Source organism: Pseudomonas sp. C321 (assembly GCF_055407105.1).
In genome coordinates this window covers 290,871-307,797 of record NZ_JBUZRB010000006.1, presented here as the reverse complement: position 1 = coordinate 307,797, position 16,927 = coordinate 290,871, and the positions used below count along the sequence as shown (strand labels likewise).

Here is a 16,927-nt window from a genome sequence, read left to right as displayed (position 1 = left end):
GAATTAAGGAGGTTTTGAACATGCTGCAAGTCGACAAGCTGCACCAATACTACGGCGGTAGCCATATCCTACGGGGCCTTTCGTTTGACGTGAACGTCGGCGAAGTCACCTGCCTACTGGGCCGCAACGGCGTGGGCAAGACCACGTTGCTCAAATGCCTGATGGGCCTGCTGCCGGCAAAAGAGGGCGCAGTGAACTGGGAAGGCAAGACCATCACCGGCTTCAAGCCGCACCAGCGGGTGCACGCGGGGATCGCCTACGTACCCCAGGGCCGGGAGATTTTCGGGCGACTGACCGTGGAAGAAAACCTGTTGATGGGCCTGTCCCGCTTCCCTGGCGCCGAAGCCAAGGAAGTCCCGGCTTTTATCTACGAATTGTTCCCGGTGCTGCTGCAAATGAAACAACGCCGGGGCGGCGACTTGTCTGGGGGCCAGCAACAGCAACTGGCGATTGGCCGAGCGCTGGCCAGTCGTCCGCGCCTGTTGATTCTGGATGAGCCCACCGAAGGCATCCAACCGTCGGTGATCAAGGAAATCGGCGTGGTGATCAAAAAGCTCGCCGCCCGTGGCGACATGGCGATCCTGCTGGTGGAGCAGTTCTACGATTTTGCCGCCGAACTGGCTGATCAGTACCTGGTGATGTCACGGGGTGAAATCGTCCAGCAGGGCCGTGGAGAAAATATGGAAGCCGACGGTGTACGCGGCCTGGTTACCATCTAACCTGTAGCGTCCTGACGATAAGCACTGACCATGAACCAGCCTGTCTCCCCCGCCCTGTTCACCCCCAACTGGCATGCCGAGCTTACACTGGCCTACGCGCGCTTTGGCGACACTACGCGCCCGGTCCTGCGCCGCCACAAGGGCCCGCTGCGGGTGCAAAAGCACCTGTACGCCGAAGGCCCCGAGGTGTGCCAGCACATTATCGTCCACCCGCCGGGCGGAATTGCCGGGGGTGACCGGCTGGACATCAGCGTCCATGTCGGCGAAGGCGCCTGGGCGCAACTGACCAGCCCCGGGGCCGCCAAGTGGTACCGCGCTGGCGGCCCGGCCTATCAACAGCTGGAATTGTCGGTCGAAGCCGGCGCTACCCTGGAATGGCTACCCCAGGAAACTATCGTGTTCAGCGCCGCCCAGGCCGAACTCACCACGCGCATTGCCCTGCAAGGCGACGCCCGGCTGTTCTACTGGGACGTGGTGGCGCTGGGACGACCGGCCAGCGGCGAGCGCTTCGACCTTGGGCACTTCCAGTCCCACCTGGATATCCGCCGCGACGGCCAGTTGCTCTGGCACGAACGCCAGCGCATTGTGGGCGGCGACGGTTTGCTCGACTCGCCGATTGGCCTGGATGGGAAATCGGTGTTTGCCACGTTATTGGTGACCGGTGAAATTGACAGTGACTTATTGGAACAGTGTCGCTCGCTGCCCCATGCAGTGCGCGGCGACCTGACGCAATTGCCCGGCTTGCTGGTGGCACGCTGCCTGGCCAGCGAAGCATTGCTGGCGCGGGGCTGGCTGATTGAGTTGTGGCGCTTGCTACGCCCGGCATTGCTTGGGCATGAGGCGTTGGAGCCGAGGATCTGGAACACATGAACAACACGCATCCTTTAAATTGCCCAAAAACGGACTTCGAACGATGGACCTGACCCCTCGGGAAAAAGACAAACTGCTGATCTTCACCGCAGGCCTGGTGGCCGAGCGGCGATTGGCGCGCGGTGTGAAGCTCAACTACCCGGAAGCCATGGCGTATATCTCGGCAGCACTGCTGGAAGGCGCCCGCGATGGCCGGACCGTGGCCGACTTGATGTATTTCGGCACCACCCTGCTCAGCCGTGAGCAAGTGATGGAAGGTATCCCGGAAATGATCCCGGATATCCAGGTAGAAGCCACCTTCCCCGACGGCACCAAACTGGTGACCGTCCACCAGCCCATCGCCTGAGACCCGGCCATGTCTATGCTGATTCGTGATGCAGTACACAGCGACCTCCCGGCAATCCGCGATATCTACAACGATGCAGTGCTCAACACCATGGCGATCTGGAACGAGCAACTGGTGGACCTGAGCAATCGCCAGGCCTGGTTCAGTGCGCGCCAGGCGCAGTTCTACCCGATTCTGGTGGCGGTCGAAGACAATCAGGTGCTCGGCTACGCTTCATTCGGCGATTGGCGGCCCTTCGAGGGATTTCGCCACACCGTCGAGCACTCGGTGTACGTGCGCAACGACCAGCGCGGCAAGGGCCTCGGTCCACGCCTGATGGAAACCCTGATCGAGCGGGCGAAAACCTGCGACAAACACGTAATGGTCGCCGCCATCGAAAGCGGCAACCAGGCGTCGATCCGCCTGCATGAGCGCCAGGGCTTCACCATCACCGGGCAGATGCCGCAAGTGGGCACCAAGTTCGGCCGCTGGCTGGACCTGACCTTTATGCAACTGACGCTTAACCCCGGCGCGGAGCCGCCTGCCGTAAACAAGGAGTAACAACCGATGAACGCCGCCCACCTGCGTCTCGTCAATGCTGAAAGTTTTGCCCATTACCGCCAGGGCTTGATTGAGCTGTTGCTGGACGCCGTGCAGCACGGCGCATCGGTCGGCTTCATGGCCGACCTCGACGAAGCCCAGGCCCGCAGCTATTTCAATAGCGTGCAGGCCGGCATCGAAGACGGCAGCCTGTTGCTGTGGGCGGTGGTTCGCGATGAACAGGTACTGGCCAGCGTGCAACTGGCGCTGTGCCAGAAAGCCAACGGCCTGAACCGCGCCGAGGTGCAAAAGTTGCTGGTACTCAACGAGGCACAACGCCGTGGCCTGGGCCAACAATTGATGAATGCGCTGGAGCGAAGCGCTCGCCAGTACAAGCGCGGCCTGCTGTACCTGGACACCGAAGTCGGCTCACCGGCTGAAGCGTTCTACCAGTCTCAGGCCTACATCAAGATCGGGGAACTGCCCAACTACTGCCAAAGCCCGGACGGACGCTACAGCTCGACCGCCATCTACTTCAAGACCCTGGGAAAACCTGAATGATTCCTGGCGAATACCGAATCCGGCCTGGCGACATTGAACTCAATGTCGGCCGCCGCACCCTCAGCCTGAATGTGGCCAACAGCGGCGACCGGCCGATCCAGGTTGGCTCGCATTACCATTTTTTCGAGACCAACGACGCGCTGACATTTGATCGTGCGGCCAGCCGTGGCATGCGCCTGAACATAGCGGCGGGCACGGCGGTGCGGTTTGAGCCGGGGCAGAGTCGCGAGGTGGAGCTGGTGGACTTGAGTGGCTTGCGCCGGGTGTACGGCTTTGCCGGACGGATCATGGGCGACCTGGATTGAACAGATTTGTTTTGCCTAGCGGGCTTGTGTGGCAAGCCCGTTCGCCACACAAGCCGGTTTGCCAGAATAAATCAGTGTAGAACCTCATCTATGCGCAAGGATTTCCAATGAAAATCTCCCGCCAAGCTTATGCAGACATGTTCGGCCCCACCGTCGGTGACAAGGTCCGCCTGGCCGACACCGAGCTGTGGGTGGAAGTGGAAAAAGACTTCACCACCTACGGCGAGGAAGTGAAATTCGGCGGCGGCAAAGTGATCCGCGATGGCATGGGCCAAAGCCAACTGCTGGCCGCTGAAGTGGTCGACACCCTAATCACCAACGCGCTGATCATCGACCACTGGGGCATCGTCAAGGCCGACGTTGGCCTGAAAAACGGCCGCATCGCCGCCATCGGCAAGGCCGGCAACCCGGATATCCAGCCCGGCGTGACCATCTGCGTCGGCGCCAGCACCGAGGTGATTGCTGGCGAAGGCATGATCCTTACCGCCGGCGGTATCGACACCCACGTGCACTTCATCTGCCCACAGCAAATCGAGGAAGCGCTGACCAGCGGCGTCACCACGATGATCGGCGGCGGCACCGGCCCAGCCACCGGTACCAATGCCACCACCTGCACCTCGGGCCCGTGGCACCTGGCGCGGATGCTCCAGGCATCGGATTCGTTCCCGATGAACATCGGTTTTACCGGCAAGGGCAACGCCAGCCTGCCGCAGCCATTGATCGAACAGGTCAAGGCCGGCGCCATTGGCTTGAAGCTGCACGAAGACTGGGGCACGACGCCGGCGAGTATCGACAACTGCCTGACGGTCGCTGACCAGTACGACGTGCAAGTGGCGATCCACAGCGACACCCTCAACGAATCCGGCTTCGTCGAAACCACCCTCGCCGCCTTCAAGGGCCGCACCATTCACACCTACCACACCGAAGGCGCCGGGGGCGGCCATGCGCCGGACATTATCAAGGCCTGTGGCTTGCCCAACGTGCTGCCCAGCTCTACCAACCCGACTCGGCCGTTCACCCGCAACACCATCGACGAACACCTGGACATGTTGATGGTCTGCCATCACCTGGACCCGAGCATTGCCGAAGACGTGGCCTTCGCCGAAAGCCGCATCCGCCGCGAAACCATCGCCGCCGAAGACATCCTCCACGACCTCGGCGCGTTCTCGATGATCAGCTCCGACAGCCAGGCCATGGGCCGCGTCGGCGAGGTCATCACCCGAACCTGGCAGACCGCCGACAAGATGAAAAAGCAGCGCGGCCCGCTGCCGGGCGACGGTGAGGGCAACGACAACTTCCGCGCCAAGCGCTACATCGCCAAGTACACCATCAACCCGGCGATCACCCACGGTATCAGCCATGAAGTGGGCTCCATCGAAGTGGGCAAGTGGGCCGATCTTGTGCTGTGGCGCCCGGCGTTCTTTGGCGTCAAACCAACCCTGATCCTCAAGGGCGGAGCGATTGCCACAAGCCTCATGGGCGACGCCAACGCCTCGATCCCCACGCCACAACCGGTTCACTACCGGCCGATGTTCGCCAGCTTTGGCAGCTCGCTGCACGCTACCAGCCTGACCTTTATCAGCCAGGCGGCACTGGCGGACGGCTTGCCACAAGCACTGGGATTGAAGAAGCAGATCGCGGTGGTCAAAGGCTGCCGGGACGTGCAGAAAACCGACCTGATCCACAACGACTACCTGCCAGACATCGAAGTCGACCCGCAGACCTATCAGGTCAAGGCCGACGGGGTACTGCTGTGGTGTGAACCGGCGGATGTGTTGCCGATGGCCCAGCGGTATTTTCTGTTCTGACCGGTCATCGGCAGGCGTGAGCCGCGTCAGGGGTTTTGCACCAACCGCCCCAACCGCTGCTTGAGCATCTGGTTCTCGGACCGCAGTTGCTGGACCTCTTCGAGCAGGTCCAGCGCCAGGGCGACGCCTTCCCACTCCAGTTCCAGATCCTTGCGCAACGCCGACGCTCGCTTGGCCACGGCCAACTCGTAATCGGTAAAACGCCAGGACTCGGGACTCGCCCCCTCCGGTTCAAGGATGCCGTGTTCGACGATCTCGATCACGTAGGCCACCGACAAATCGGTGGCCTCACAAAACTCGGTCATGTTCACTTGAACCACGTGGGGACTGCTCATCGTTAGCTACTCCATGATTCTCTCGGATCGAAAGCGGCCTTGTTCGCCAGTTCCTGCCACAACGCCTTGACCTCGTCGTCGGCGCTTTTGGGCATGACCGCCTTGAGTTGCACAAACAGATAACCGCGCTGCCCGGCCTTGTTCAGCAAACCGTGGCCCTTGGCGCGCATGCGCTGGCCGTTCTGGCTGCCGGCCGGCACTTTCAGGTTGATCTTGCCGGTGAGGGTCGGTACCGCGACTTCCGTGCCCAGTGCCAACTCCCACGGAGCCAGCGGCAGGGTGATGATCAGGTTTTCACCTTCCACATCGAATTTCGGATGAGGCGCAAACTTGATGATCAAGTACAGATCGCCATTGGCACCGCCGCCAATGCCCGGCGCGCCCTGGCCCTTGAGGCGGATGCGTTCGCCGTCGGCCACACCGGCCGGGATCTTCACGTTCAGGCTTTTGGTGGTGTTGCTGACGTGCTGGCCCGCCGCGTTGTACTGCGGCACCTGGAAGTTGATCGGCTTGGACTCGTTGGACAGGGTCTCTTCCAGGAAAATCGGCAACTCCATTTCCACATCTTGTCCTCGACGCCCGGCACTATGGCCCTGGGCACCACCAAAACCATTGCCACGCGAGCCAAAGATCGAGCTGAAGAAATCCGAAAAATCGCCGGTGTCTTGACTGCCGCCATAGCCGCCACGGCTCTGCCAGCCTGGCGGGCCCTGGAACGGCTGGCCATGCTGACCGTATTTGCGCAAATCGTCGTATTCGGCGCGCTTGTCGGCGCTTTTCAGCGCTTCATAGGCTTCGGACGCGTCCTTGAACTTGGCTTCGGCATCCTTTTCCTTGCTGACGTCGGGATGATATTTACGTGCCAGCTTGCGATAGGCCGCCTTGATCGCCTTGTCGTCCGCTGTCGGCTCTACGCCGAGAATCTTGTAATAGTCTTTGAAGTCCATCGGGGGCATCACCATCCGTTATCGATATCGCACTGCCAGCGGCACAGCATGCGCCTGTTTGCGGCGTTTGGATTGGCCGATCTCAATCTTGTGACCGAGGGGTGCGTCAGAAGTTTATCGGCGGCGTGACGAGCAATCTTGATAAATGCGTCAGCCACCAACCGTATGGAGGGGATTTGGGGGCAAACGCTGACCTTTCAAGGTAACAAGTCCGTTGTATTTAGCGGATAGTCGGCCTACGCATCTGAACGTGGGTGACATACACTGCGCGGCCGTTTTTCAACCGGAACCCGAAAGACATGAAAAACCTATCCCCAGCCCGTGCCTGTGGCATCGACTTTGGCACGTCCAACTCCACTGTCGGCTGGATCCGCCCCGGCATGGAAACGCTTATCGCGCTGGAGGACGACAAAATCACCCTGCCTTCGGTGGTGTTCTTCAACTTCGAAGAGCGCCGCCCTGTCTACGGCCGCCTTGCGCTGCACGAGTACCTGGAAGGTTACGAAGGCCGCCTGATGCGCTCGCTCAAGAGCCTGCTGGGTTCCAAGCTGATCAAACACGACACCAGCATTTTGGGCACGGCCATGCCGTTCAAGGACCTGTTGGCGCTGTTTATCGGCCAGTTGAAGCAGCGCGCCGAAAGCACCGCCGGGCGTGAGTTCGAAGAAGTGGTGCTGGGCCGCCCGGTGTTTTTTGTTGACGACGACCCGATGGCCGACAAGGAAGCCGAAGACACCTTGGTGGACGTCGCCCGCAAGATCGGCTTCAAGGAAGTCTCCTTCCAGTACGAGCCGATTGCCGCTGCGTTTGACTATGAGTCGACCATCGAAAAAGAAGAGCTTGTCCTGATTGTCGATATCGGCGGCGGTACCTCTGACTTCTCCCTGGTGCGCCTGTCGCCTGAGCGGCGCGACCTGGACAACCGCCACGACGATATTCTCGCCACCGGCGGCGTGCACATCGGCGGTACCGACTTTGACAAGCAACTGAGCCTGCAGGGCATGATGCCGCTGTTCGGCTACGGCAGCCGCATGAAAAGCGGCGCCTACATGCCCACCAGCCATCACATGAACCTGGCGACCTGGCACACCATCAACTCGGTGTACTCGCAAAAGACCCAGTTGGCCCTGGGCAGCATGCGCTACGACATCGAGGACACCGGCGGCATCGACCGCCTGTTCAAGTTGATCGAGCAACGTGCAGGACACTGGCTGGCGATGGAAGTGGAAGAAACCAAGATCCAACTGACCCGCGACGAGAGCCGCCATGTGCTGCTCGACCGGGTCGAGCCGGGCCTGAGCGTTGAATTGAGCCGGGCGTTGTTCGAGTCGGCCATCGATAACCTGCTCGAACGCATCCGCAACAGCGTCACCCAATTGCTGGACGATGCCTCGGTGGATGTGGCCCAAGTGGACACGGTGTTCTTTACCGGCGGTTCCAGCGGCATTCCGGCGCTGCGCCACAGCGTGTCGGCGATGCTGCCGAACGCGCGGCATGTGGAAGGTAATATCTTTGGCAGTATTGGCAGTGGTCTTGCGATTGAGGCGAGCAAGCGCTACGGGTACTGACTAGAAGCAAGCGTCAAGCTGTAGGAGCTAGCTTGCTCGCGAAGGTGGTGAACGCTAACGCGGGCTTGCTGGTTAACCGCGGCGCTCTCGAGTTTTTCGCGAGCAAGCTCGCTCCTACAGCTTGCCGCTGCTCCTAAACCATCCCCCCAAGCTTCAACTCACTCTTCAAGTACGCATAGTAAATCGGCCCCGCCACCACCCCCGGCAGGCCGAAGGCTGCTTCGAACACCAGCATCGCCAACAGCAACTCCCAGGATTTGGCACTGATCTGCCCGCCGACGATGCGTGCGTTGAGAAAGTATTCCACCTTGTGGATCACGATCAGGTAACCCAGCGCCGCCACGGCAACCCAAATCGACAGCGACAGCGCGACGATGGTGATCAGGGTGTTGGACATCAGGTTGCCAATCACTGGCAGCAAGCCCAGCAGGAAGGTCAGCACGATCAAGGTTTTGGTCAGCGGCAGGTGAATCCCGCACAGCGGCAGGACCACGGCCAGGAACACGGCGGTGAATACCGTGTTGAGCGCGGCGATCTTGATCTGGGCGAAGACGATGTTGCGAAAGGCCTGGACCAGCAAATGCAGGCGATCGAACAAGGCCGCCGCCAGGGGTTTGCGCTTGGTCAGATCCGGCACGCGCTGCAAGGCCATGATCGCCCCCAGGACCATGCCGATCAGCAGCGTCACAAACATGTGCGCCGCGTCCTTGCCCACCAGTTGCAAGTCGCTCAGGTGCTTACTGACCCATTCGCCGATGGCGATGCGAAATTCAGCGGCGCTGGCGGGCAGGTAGGCATCGAGGAACGGCGGCAGTTGCCCACGCGCCTGGTCTACCACACCCATGAATTTATCCAGGGACGCCCCGGGATTTTCCGCTTCGTGCAGCAGGAAACTGATGGCGCCGGCAAAAACCAGCGCCAGCACGCTGACGATCAAGGTGCCCAGCAATGCCACCGCCAGCCAGCGCGCGCGCCGACCTTCGATCAACCGCTGCAACTGCGGGGTGAGCATATTGACCAGTTCAAAGACCAACAGGCCGGCCAAGAGGCTGGGCAGCAGCTTCAACGGCAGTACCAGCAATAACCCGCCGAAAATGATGATGTAGCTGGCCAGTAACAACACATGACGCTGAGAAAACGTTGGCATACAGCCTCAAAACGAACGGCATTAAAGGATGCTGTAGGAGCGAGCTTGCTCGCGATGAGCGTTAACGATAACGCGCTCATTCTGAATAAACGCACTGATCTTACGTTCATCGCGAGCAAGCTCGCGCCTACAGAGGGCTGTGTGCGAGTGTCGCAGCCTTCTATGGCACGAGGCTATTATTTCTTCAGGCAGGTGCTCATAAAGGTCTTGCGCGCATCACCTGCCAGGGCTTTGGTCTTGGCGGTGGCATTGCAGTCTTTCATCTTCTGCTGCTGGGGAGTCAATGTCTTGGCATCGTTGGCAGCCGGAGCGGCCTTGAGGCAGGTGCTCATGTAGGCTTTGCGCTCATCACCCTTGAGCGTCTTGGTGGTGGCTTCGGCGTTGCAGGTGGTCATTTTGTTTTGCTGGGCAGTTGCAGCAAAACCCTGGGAACAGATCAGCAAGCCCATCATCAACAACGGAATACGCAACATCTTCATGGAGTTTTCTCCCTGTTACCGTGCCGAGGAGCACGGCCTCCCCTGCAGTGTAGACAAAGCCTGTTACACCTTCACCTGCTACGTATATTCGTCCGTCGATAGTGCTCCGGCGTGCAGCCGGCCTGACGCTGAAACATGGCGATAAAGGCCGACGCGGTGCTGTAGCCCAAGTCAAAAGCCACTTCCTGGACGCTGCGGGTGCTATCCAGTAATTCGATGGCCGCCAGGAAACGCAGGCGCTGGCGCCACTCGCCGAAACTCATGCCCAGTTCGCGAACAAATTGCCGGGCCAGGGTGCGCTCACTGACATGCACCTGGACCGCCCACTGCGCCAACGGCCGGTTGTCGCCAGGCGCAGCCTGCATCCCTTCCAGCACGCTGAGCAGGCCGGGGTTGCTGGCGTAAGGCAGGAAACAATCATGCACCGGCGCCTGCTTGAGTTGGTCCACCAAAACCTGGGCCAGGCGCACGTCGGCATCGTTCTGAGGGATGTTCACGTCGCGCTCGGCGAAATCACTGAGGATCGCCTTGAGGATGTCGCTGATGGTCAGGGTGCACGGCGCTTTGGGCAGTTGTTCGCAGAGTTCCGGCGCGAGATACACCGAGCGGTAGACAATTGCCTGGGCGTTGTAGGAACTATGCTGGGTGTTCGGCGGAATCCACACTGCGTATTGCGGCGGCGACATGAAGCGGCTGCCGGCCACTTCAAAGCGCATCACGCCACGGGCCGAGTAATCCAGGGAGCCCCAGGCGTGCTGGTGGGCACTGGCGTGGGTGTCGGCCTCGAATTCGGAGTAGCGGAAGTACACCGGGGCCGGCAGCGCGGCGAAATCGGGAAGGTTGATGTACTTCTTGCGCATATTGTCTGGATTCAAAGGTCGGATGGCCGTATCGAAGTATAGGCTTCGATCCAGACAAAGGATAATCATCGCTCACTAACGTTTCTGGTTCCTTTCGATGCAATACGCTTATCCGTTACTGGCCATTTTTATCTGGGCTGGCAATACCGTGATCAACAAGCTCGCGGTGGGTTCGATCTTCCCCGCCGAGATCGGCTTTTACCGCTGGCTGCTGGCGGGAATTCTGTTCACCCCATTCATGCTCAAGCCGGTCATTGCCAACTGGCCGTTGATTCGCCCCAACCTCGGCAAGATTTTCATCCTCGGTGTGCTGGGCATGGCGGTGTATCAGAGCCTCGCGTATTACGCCGCAACCCTGACCACGGCCACCAACATGGGCATCATCCTGTCGCTGATGCCGCTGATGACCCTCGCCGCCGCCATCATCAGCCTCGGCCAGCGCCTGACATTGGGTGCATTGACCGGTGCCGTGCTGTCGTTCGCCGGGGTGCTGGTGGTGGTTTCGTCCGGCAGCCTTGGCGCACTACTGCAACACGGGCTGAACCTGGGTGACGGCATGATGCTGGTGGCCACACTGGCCTACGCGATCTACAGCACGCTGCTGAAAAAATGGCAGTTGCGCCTGCCACCGCTGGTGTTGCTGTATTTGCAGGTGCTGGTGGCGGTGGTGGTGCTGTTTCCGCTATTCCTCGTATCCGAAAAAACCGGACTGGGCTGGTCGAATATCCCGCTGGTGCTGTACGCCTGCCTGCTGGCCTCGATGATCGCGCCCTTGGCCTGGATGCATTCGGTCAAGACCCTGGGGCCAAGCCGCACCACATTGTTTTTCAATCTACTGCCATTGATTACCGCGCTGATTGCGGCGGTGGTGCTGAAGGAGCAGTTGGCGCTGTATCACCTGGTGGGCGGAGTGCTGACCTTGGGTGGGGTGATTTTGTCGGAGCGTTGGACCACGCCGATTGGGGGCAAGGTCAGGGTTGCTGGCTAAATCCCGGCAGCCTTCAACCGCTGGGCATGCTCGGTAAACAACCGGATCGGTTCCGCGCCCTTACCCACCAGCCCCAGTGACTGGTTGACGATATCGAAGTGGTCCAGCGGGTAGTTATCGCCGATCACCGTTCCCAGGTGCGAACTGTAGCGCCCGACCATGCCGTCGCACTGGCCTTTCTCCCGGACAAATGTGCGGGCAAACAACCGGCAACTGCGGTTCGTGCCGTCCAGCAGGTTGCGCCCGCGATCGGTCTTGCCCGGCTGCAAGGTGCCGGACCAGGAGTAGTAACGCACCCCGTTGACCTCCCCGGCGCCCTGCCCGCCCCAGGTATCCGGCAGCCCCTGGGGATACTGGCGATTGAACAGGGCCACGCCTTCACTGGTCAGCGACTGATGAGAGGCGTGGATATCCGCCGCAAAACGCGGACCGCGGTAACCGGTTTCCAGCAGGCTCATCACGGCACCGATCAGCCGTAGCACCACACTCATGATTCGGCCCTTGGCGCTGTTGGCCGGGTAATGCCTATGGATGTGATCCGCCAGTTCCGAGCCATGATTGGGGCCGGCCACCGATGTCACCGACGCCACCCACTCCGGACGCTTTGCCGCCGCATAACGCGCCGTCAGCGAGCCCTGGCTATGGCCGATCAAGTTGACCTTATCGGCACCGGTTTCCCGGCGAATCGTCTCGATCTGCGCCAGCAACTGCTCGCCACGCACCTCGCTGGAGTTGAGCGGCGCCACCTGCACCGCAACGACCTGCGCGCCGCCCGCGCGCAACGCCGGGACAATACCGTACCAGTACGGGTACACCACCAGGCGCACAAACCCGAGCATGCCCGGCACCAGCACCAGGGGATAACGTGTTGCCAATGACTGTGGCATGGGGCGAACGTCCTTGAAAGTGAGCCGATGAGCGCCATCCTAGACGAACCGCCGGCAAACCAATATGACGAATTAACGACCAACTCATGACATTACTTGAGCCCCACCACTGCGACGGTGATCAGTAGAAAAGTTCAGGCCTCCTCAGAACGCCCGCGCCAACACGCGCAACTGGCGCTCGGCTTCATCACTGGAGCGGCGGAACGCCTCTGCGACGGACTCTTCACCTTCGGCGGCAATCACAGTGATGTCGTCGATGCCAACAAAGCCCAGGGCTGTGCGCAGGTGTGGATCAGCGTGATTCATCGCTTCGTTCTCGCCCCCCGGACCAAACCCACTGCCGCCGCGACTGGTGATGATCAGCGCCTTCTTGCCCAGCAGCAAACGCTGGTATTGGGCAATGCCCTGGATGTCCTGAGTGACGTTGAAGGTCAGACCCATGCGCACAATGTGGTCGATCCAGGCCTTGAGCCCGCTGGGCAGGCCGAAGTTGTACATCGGTGTGGAAATCACCAACAGGTCGTGACCGATCAACTCGCCCACCAGTTCATCGCTCAATTGCAGGTCTGCCTGCATGGCCAGGGGGCGCGCATGGGGTTCGGGGTAGAAGTTCGCCGCGACGAAAGCTTCGCTGACATGGGGGATAAAGGCCCGACCGACTTCGCGGCGGGTCAGCCGCGCATCAGGGTTGGCGGTTTGCCAGGTGTCGAGAAACACTTCCGCCAGGCGCCGGGAGTGGGAGCGCTCGCCACGGGGGCTGGCATGGATCGCAAGCATTCTATTCATCTGTAAGACCTTCACGGGATAGACTCAGGCGACCTGAATGGTCGACTTTCTTACCAGCAAACTAGTGCTGTCGAGTCCACCCAACAAATGAGCAATAGTTACGCCGGATGAAATAAAATCATCCATGGAGCCCGCCATGTTTGCCTCGCTGCCCCTCACCGCCCTGCGCGCCTTTGAATCCGCATCGCGCCTGCTCAGCTTCAAGGCGGCAGCCCTGGAACTGTCAGTGACGCCGACGGCGGTGTCCCATCAGATCCGCTCCCTGGAAACCTGGCTGGGGGTGGCGCTGTTCGAACGCCTGCCGCGCAAGGTAAGGCTGACCGAATGTGGCGAGCGGTTGTTCCACAGCCTGCACGGCGCGCTGCTGGAGGTAGCGCAAAGCGTCGACACCCTGCGCCCGCAACGCAGCGTCGGCAACCTCACGCTTTCCACGACACCGGCCTTCGCCGCCCTGTGGCTGGTGCCACGGCTGGGGCGTTTTTATGCCGCTCATCCGGGGATCAACCTGCGCCTGGACACCCACTGCGACGTGGTGGATTTGCAACAAGACGCCAGTATCGACCTGGTGATTCGCTACAGTCTCGACAATTACCTCAACCTGTACAGCCTGTGCCTGTTCGATGAGTGTTTCGCGGTCTATGGCTCACCCGAACAAGTGGCATTGGCAAGCACTCAGGCCCCGACGCTGATCAGCGTGCGCTGGCACAACTCCAAGCTCTACGCCTTGGGCTGGCAAGCCTGGTGTGACAAGGCCGGCGAGCATTGGCTGCAGCAAGCCAGGCCGATACGCGAATACGACGAAGAGCACTACGCCCTTCAAGCGGCGATTGCCGGCCAGGGCCTGGTGTTGGCCAGTAACATCCTGGTTTCACAAAGCGTGGCCAGCGGTTTGCTGGTGCCTTATAGGCCCCAGGTCAGCGTCGACGGCGCGGGTTACAGCGCGCTATGCGTACCTGGACGCGAGCGGCACCCACCGGTCAGGGCGTTTTTCCAGTGGTTACAGGAGGAGGCGCGGCTGTCCGGGCACGCGCAGTGACATCCGATAAAACTTTTTGTGTGACGCGGCACTCACAACTTGGAGCGATCACGCCGTCAGAGCGTGGCGCAAACCGGATATCGCCCTGAGGAGAATGAGATGACTGACTCACATTTGTCTGACGTAGCCACATTGCGAGCGCGCGCGCGCAAGAACGTCGAGAACGGCGCCGTAACCGAAGGCTACGACGCCAACCGCCAGGAAATCCTGCGCCTGCTTAACGAGTCGCTGGCCACGGAACTGGTCTGCGTGCTGCGCTACAAGCGTCATTACTTTATGGCCAACGGCATTAAAGCCCATGTCGCCGCCGAGGAGTTCCTGGAGCATGCCAAGCAGGAAGCTGAGCACGCCGACAAGCTGGCTGAGCGCATCGTGCAGTTGGGCGGCGAGCCGGAATTCAACCCGGACCTGCTGTCGAAGAATTCCCACGCGCAATACGTTGCGGGCAATACCTTGAAGGAAATGGTCTACGAAGACCTGGTGGCCGAGCGGATCGCGGTGGACAGCTACCGCGAGATCATCCAGTACATCGGCGATAAAGATCCGACCACCCGGCGGATCTTCGAAGACATCCTGGCCCAGGAAGAAGAACACGCCGATGACATGGCGGATATTCTGCAGGACCTGTAAACCTTTCCCACGATCATTCCCACGCGGAGCGTGGGAGTGATCACCACCGCTTCAGCCTTTCACCGTCTTCGGGGCCTTGCCTTCCTTCATCTGTTGCAGCAACGGTGCACACTGGTTGGGCTCATCGCCACTTGGCGCCACCAGCGCCAGCAAGCCAGCAGCAGGACCTGCGATCACACCCAGCGCGACCATCCCCGCCCCCCGCAACATCAACGGCACCGCTTTCACCCCGGCATTGGGCTTGATAAATGGCCCGTCGACGTACAGCGGTGAACGCAGGGAAAACAGCCGAAAGCCTTTGGACTCGGGTGTAATGGTCAGATCCAGTTGTTCGCTGGCCATATTCGCCGTGCCATCAACGTAGATGATGGCGTTCTCGGTATCGAACACAAACAGCCGAGTGGTGGCCAGGCCGGTCTTGATGCCGAAGTCCGCCGCCGCGCAGTTGATCTTCACTTCCTTGTCGCCAAATAGGCGGCCGACCACGTAGTTACCCACGTTGAGCCCGGCGATTTCCATCAGGCTGCGGCTGATGGCGCCGTCGTTGATCAACATCTTCAGATCGCCATTGGCACTACCCAGCAGCGCCGCCACGGAGTTCCCGCGCCCGGCGATATCGGCATCGCCATTGAGTTCACCGAAGCTGGTTTTCATCGGCTCGAAAGTGGGAAACAGCTGCTTGAGCTTGAAGTTGCGCGCCGTCAGCTTTGCCCGGCCGTCCATAGGCGTGACGCGGCCATTGAGGCGAATCTGCGCGTCGAGCTTGCCTCCGGCCACGCCAAAACGCAGGGGTTCCAGGCTCAATTCGCCATCATTGAGCACCAGGTGCGTGTAGAGATCGGTGAACGGCAAGTCGGCGCTGTGGACGATGCGTTTGCCGGTGAGTTCAACATCGGCGTCCATGTCGCGCCAGCGCTCGGTGCGGAACTCTTCCACCGGCAGCACCTTGGTCGCCGGCTGCTTGCTCATCCCGCCCCGGGCTTTTTGCTTGGCGTTGGAGTCGGCGCCGATCAAGGGCGCAAGGTCAGCCAGCAGCAGTTGATTGGACACCAGCGCACCGCTGAGCTTGGGCCGCGGCTGGCTGGCGACGTACGCCAGGTTGCCGTGGATATCACTGCTGCCGATCTTGCCGTTGAAGTTCTCGTAGCGGAACGACGCACCGCCCGCCTCATGCAGCTTGGCGATCAGGTGGCCGTCGGTGGAATAGGCCGGCGAATCCGGCAGGGTGACGCCCGTCAGCGGGTACAGGTTGCCCAGGCTGCTGCCGGACAGTTTCAGGCGTAGATCCAGGGCGCCGAGGTTCCGCGGGTCGGTCAGGGTGCCGGCCAAGGCAATGCTCGTGTCGGCGATCTTCACCTGGGCTTGCAGCGGGAACGGCTTGGTCGCGTCCTGCAAGGCCAGCAGGCCACCGATCTTGCCAGTGCCGGCTAGTTTCTGACCGTGGTATTGGCCTTTGACCTTGAGGCCGAAGGCGTAATCCTGTGGCACCGAGCCCTTCTCCTGGGCTTTTTTGGTGTCGCTATCACCGACTATTTCACTGAAGGGAATCGGTTTGCCCAGCAGGTCGATCAACACATCGAGCTGGGTCTTGAGGGTTTGGTCGTCGAGGGTGACGTGGCCCTTGTCGAAACCAATGGCGCCGATGTCTACCACCCAGTTGGACGGCTCTGCATTGGGGTCCTTGGGGTCAAACTGGAAGGCCCAGTTGGCACGGCCGTCGGCCAGGCGCTGCAACTCGGCGCTCGGTTCGGTGAGGTCAATACGCGGAATGACCACGCGCTGGGCGAGCAATGGCAACGGCGCGATGCGTAACTCCACACGTTTCAACGTGACCATCTGCGGCTTTTTCGACCACTCGGGGTTGCCCAGGGTCAGGTCCTCGGCCACTACGTGGGGCCAGGGAATCCAGGCGCGCCAGCCACCTTCGTCAGGCTCGCGCTGCCAGACCACGGCCAGGTTGCCATTAATGGCAAAGGGGCGATGCAGCTCTTCGGAGACCTTGGCGTTGAGGGGGGGCTTGATCCGGTTCCAATCGAAGAACACCAGGATCAATACCACGACGGCAATTAACAGAGCGAAGCTGGCGCAGCTCCAGGCGAGAATTTTACGAGTGCGCGTCATTGCACAGGGCTCCTG

General features: G+C 60.7%; 19 protein-coding genes. 11 read left to right on the top strand and 8 right to left on the bottom strand.

Going from position 1 to position 16,927, the window contains the following annotated elements:
• Positions 1–20 precede the first annotated feature (20 nt).
• From urtE to ureC, 7 genes are all read left to right on the top strand, one after another.
• A complete protein-coding gene (gene urtE / locus ACZRJ6_RS19575) occupies positions 21–719 on the top strand; it encodes an urea ABC transporter ATP-binding subunit UrtE (RefSeq protein WP_133101481.1) in 699 nt (232 codons plus the stop codon).
• 30 nt (positions 720–749) lie between these two features.
• The gene (locus ACZRJ6_RS19570; RefSeq protein ID WP_463969151.1) at positions 750–1,589 is read left to right on the top strand and encodes an urease accessory protein UreD; all 840 of its coding nucleotides are present in this window, start codon (positions 750–752) and stop codon (positions 1,587–1,589) included.
• A gap of 43 nt (positions 1,590–1,632) precedes the next feature.
• Positions 1,633–1,935 carry an urease subunit gamma gene (locus ACZRJ6_RS19565; RefSeq protein ID WP_133101479.1) on the top strand — a complete coding sequence of 101 codons (303 nt, stop codon included), beginning with the start codon at positions 1,633–1,635 and terminating at the stop codon, positions 1,933–1,935.
• 9 nt (positions 1,936–1,944) lie between these two features.
• The gene (locus ACZRJ6_RS19560; RefSeq protein WP_463969150.1) at positions 1,945–2,475 is read left to right on the top strand and encodes an N-acetyltransferase family protein; all 531 of its coding nucleotides are present in this window, start codon (positions 1,945–1,947) and stop codon (positions 2,473–2,475) included.
• A gap of 6 nt (positions 2,476–2,481) precedes the next feature.
• Positions 2,482–3,015, top strand: coding sequence for a GNAT family N-acetyltransferase (locus ACZRJ6_RS19555; RefSeq protein ID WP_463969149.1), 534 nt, complete (start codon positions 2,482–2,484; stop codon positions 3,013–3,015).
• Positions 3,012–3,320, top strand: a complete 309-nt coding sequence (locus ACZRJ6_RS19550) for an urease subunit beta (RefSeq protein ID WP_463969148.1) — start codon at positions 3,012–3,014, stop codon at positions 3,318–3,320. Before ACZRJ6_RS19555 ends, ACZRJ6_RS19550 begins: the two co-directional genes overlap by 4 nt.
• Positions 3,321–3,427: 107 nt before the next feature.
• Complete coding sequence (gene ureC, locus ACZRJ6_RS19545; RefSeq protein ID WP_463969147.1) at positions 3,428–5,128, top strand: urease subunit alpha; 1,701 nt, start codon at positions 3,428–3,430, stop codon at positions 5,126–5,128.
• A gap of 26 nt (positions 5,129–5,154) precedes the next feature.
• Here the strand turns inward: ureC and ACZRJ6_RS19540 are convergent, their stop codons facing one another.
• Together ACZRJ6_RS19540 and ACZRJ6_RS19535 are read right to left on the bottom strand one after the other, a co-directional pair.
• Positions 5,155–5,463, bottom strand: a complete 309-nt coding sequence (locus ACZRJ6_RS19540) for a chaperone modulator CbpM (protein ID WP_133101474.1) — start codon at positions 5,461–5,463, stop codon at positions 5,155–5,157.
• Between the two features lie 2 nt (positions 5,464–5,465).
• A complete protein-coding gene (locus ACZRJ6_RS19535; protein ID WP_463969146.1) occupies positions 5,466–6,410 on the bottom strand; it encodes a DnaJ C-terminal domain-containing protein in 945 nt (314 codons plus the stop codon).
• A 299-nt stretch (positions 6,411–6,709) separates the two neighbouring features.
• On the opposite strand from ACZRJ6_RS19535, the gene ACZRJ6_RS19530 reads away from it, so the two are divergent.
• Positions 6,710–7,978, top strand: a complete 1,269-nt coding sequence (locus ACZRJ6_RS19530; RefSeq protein WP_463969145.1) for an Hsp70 family protein — start codon at positions 6,710–6,712, stop codon at positions 7,976–7,978.
• A gap of 133 nt (positions 7,979–8,111) precedes the next feature.
• On the opposite strand, the gene ACZRJ6_RS19525 is transcribed toward ACZRJ6_RS19530, so the two are convergent.
• The 3 genes from ACZRJ6_RS19525 to ACZRJ6_RS19515 all read right to left on the bottom strand — a co-directional run bounded on the left by ACZRJ6_RS19525 (position 8,112) and on the right by ACZRJ6_RS19515 (position 10,464).
• A complete protein-coding gene (locus tag ACZRJ6_RS19525; protein ID WP_133101471.1) occupies positions 8,112–9,125 on the bottom strand; it encodes an AI-2E family transporter in 1,014 nt (337 codons plus the stop codon).
• 176 nt (positions 9,126–9,301) lie between these two features.
• The gene (locus ACZRJ6_RS19520) at positions 9,302–9,604 is read right to left on the bottom strand and encodes a PsiF family protein (protein ID WP_133101470.1); all 303 of its coding nucleotides are present in this window, start codon (positions 9,602–9,604) and stop codon (positions 9,302–9,304) included.
• A gap of 71 nt (positions 9,605–9,675) precedes the next feature.
• Positions 9,676–10,464: an AraC family transcriptional regulator gene (locus ACZRJ6_RS19515; protein WP_463969229.1), complete on the bottom strand. Its 789-nt coding sequence runs from the start codon at positions 10,462–10,464 to the stop codon at positions 9,676–9,678.
• A 97-nt stretch (positions 10,465–10,561) separates the two neighbouring features.
• Here ACZRJ6_RS19515 and ACZRJ6_RS19510 point away from each other — a divergent pair, with 97 nt between their 5' ends.
• The gene (locus tag ACZRJ6_RS19510; protein WP_463969144.1) at positions 10,562–11,452 is read left to right on the top strand and encodes a DMT family transporter; all 891 of its coding nucleotides are present in this window, start codon (positions 10,562–10,564) and stop codon (positions 11,450–11,452) included.
• Here ACZRJ6_RS19510 and ACZRJ6_RS19505 read toward each other — a convergent pair.
• Positions 11,449–12,339, bottom strand: a complete 891-nt coding sequence (locus ACZRJ6_RS19505) for an esterase/lipase family protein (protein WP_463969143.1) — start codon at positions 12,337–12,339, stop codon at positions 11,449–11,451. The two genes, ACZRJ6_RS19510 and ACZRJ6_RS19505, sit on opposite strands and share 4 nt — an antisense overlap.
• Before the next feature lie 144 nt (positions 12,340–12,483).
• Entirely contained in the window at positions 12,484–13,125 is a 642-nt protein-coding gene (locus ACZRJ6_RS19500) for an FMN-dependent NADH-azoreductase (RefSeq protein ID WP_463969142.1), read from the bottom strand.
• Between the two features lie 124 nt (positions 13,126–13,249).
• Here ACZRJ6_RS19500 and ACZRJ6_RS19495 point away from each other — a divergent pair, with 124 nt between their 5' ends.
• Both ACZRJ6_RS19495 and ACZRJ6_RS19490 read left to right on the top strand, forming a co-directional pair.
• Positions 13,250–14,161 carry a LysR substrate-binding domain-containing protein gene (locus ACZRJ6_RS19495; protein ID WP_463969141.1) on the top strand — a complete coding sequence of 304 codons (912 nt, stop codon included), beginning with the start codon at positions 13,250–13,252 and terminating at the stop codon, positions 14,159–14,161.
• Between the two features lie 99 nt (positions 14,162–14,260).
• Positions 14,261–14,791 carry a ferritin-like domain-containing protein gene (locus ACZRJ6_RS19490; RefSeq protein ID WP_463969140.1) on the top strand — a complete coding sequence of 177 codons (531 nt, stop codon included), beginning with the start codon at positions 14,261–14,263 and terminating at the stop codon, positions 14,789–14,791.
• 51 nt (positions 14,792–14,842) lie between these two features.
• Here ACZRJ6_RS19490 and ACZRJ6_RS19485 read toward each other — a convergent pair whose 3' ends face one another.
• A complete protein-coding gene (locus ACZRJ6_RS19485) occupies positions 14,843–16,912 on the bottom strand; it encodes an AsmA family protein (protein WP_463969139.1) in 2,070 nt (689 codons plus the stop codon).
• Between the last annotated feature and the right edge of the window lie 15 nt (positions 16,913–16,927).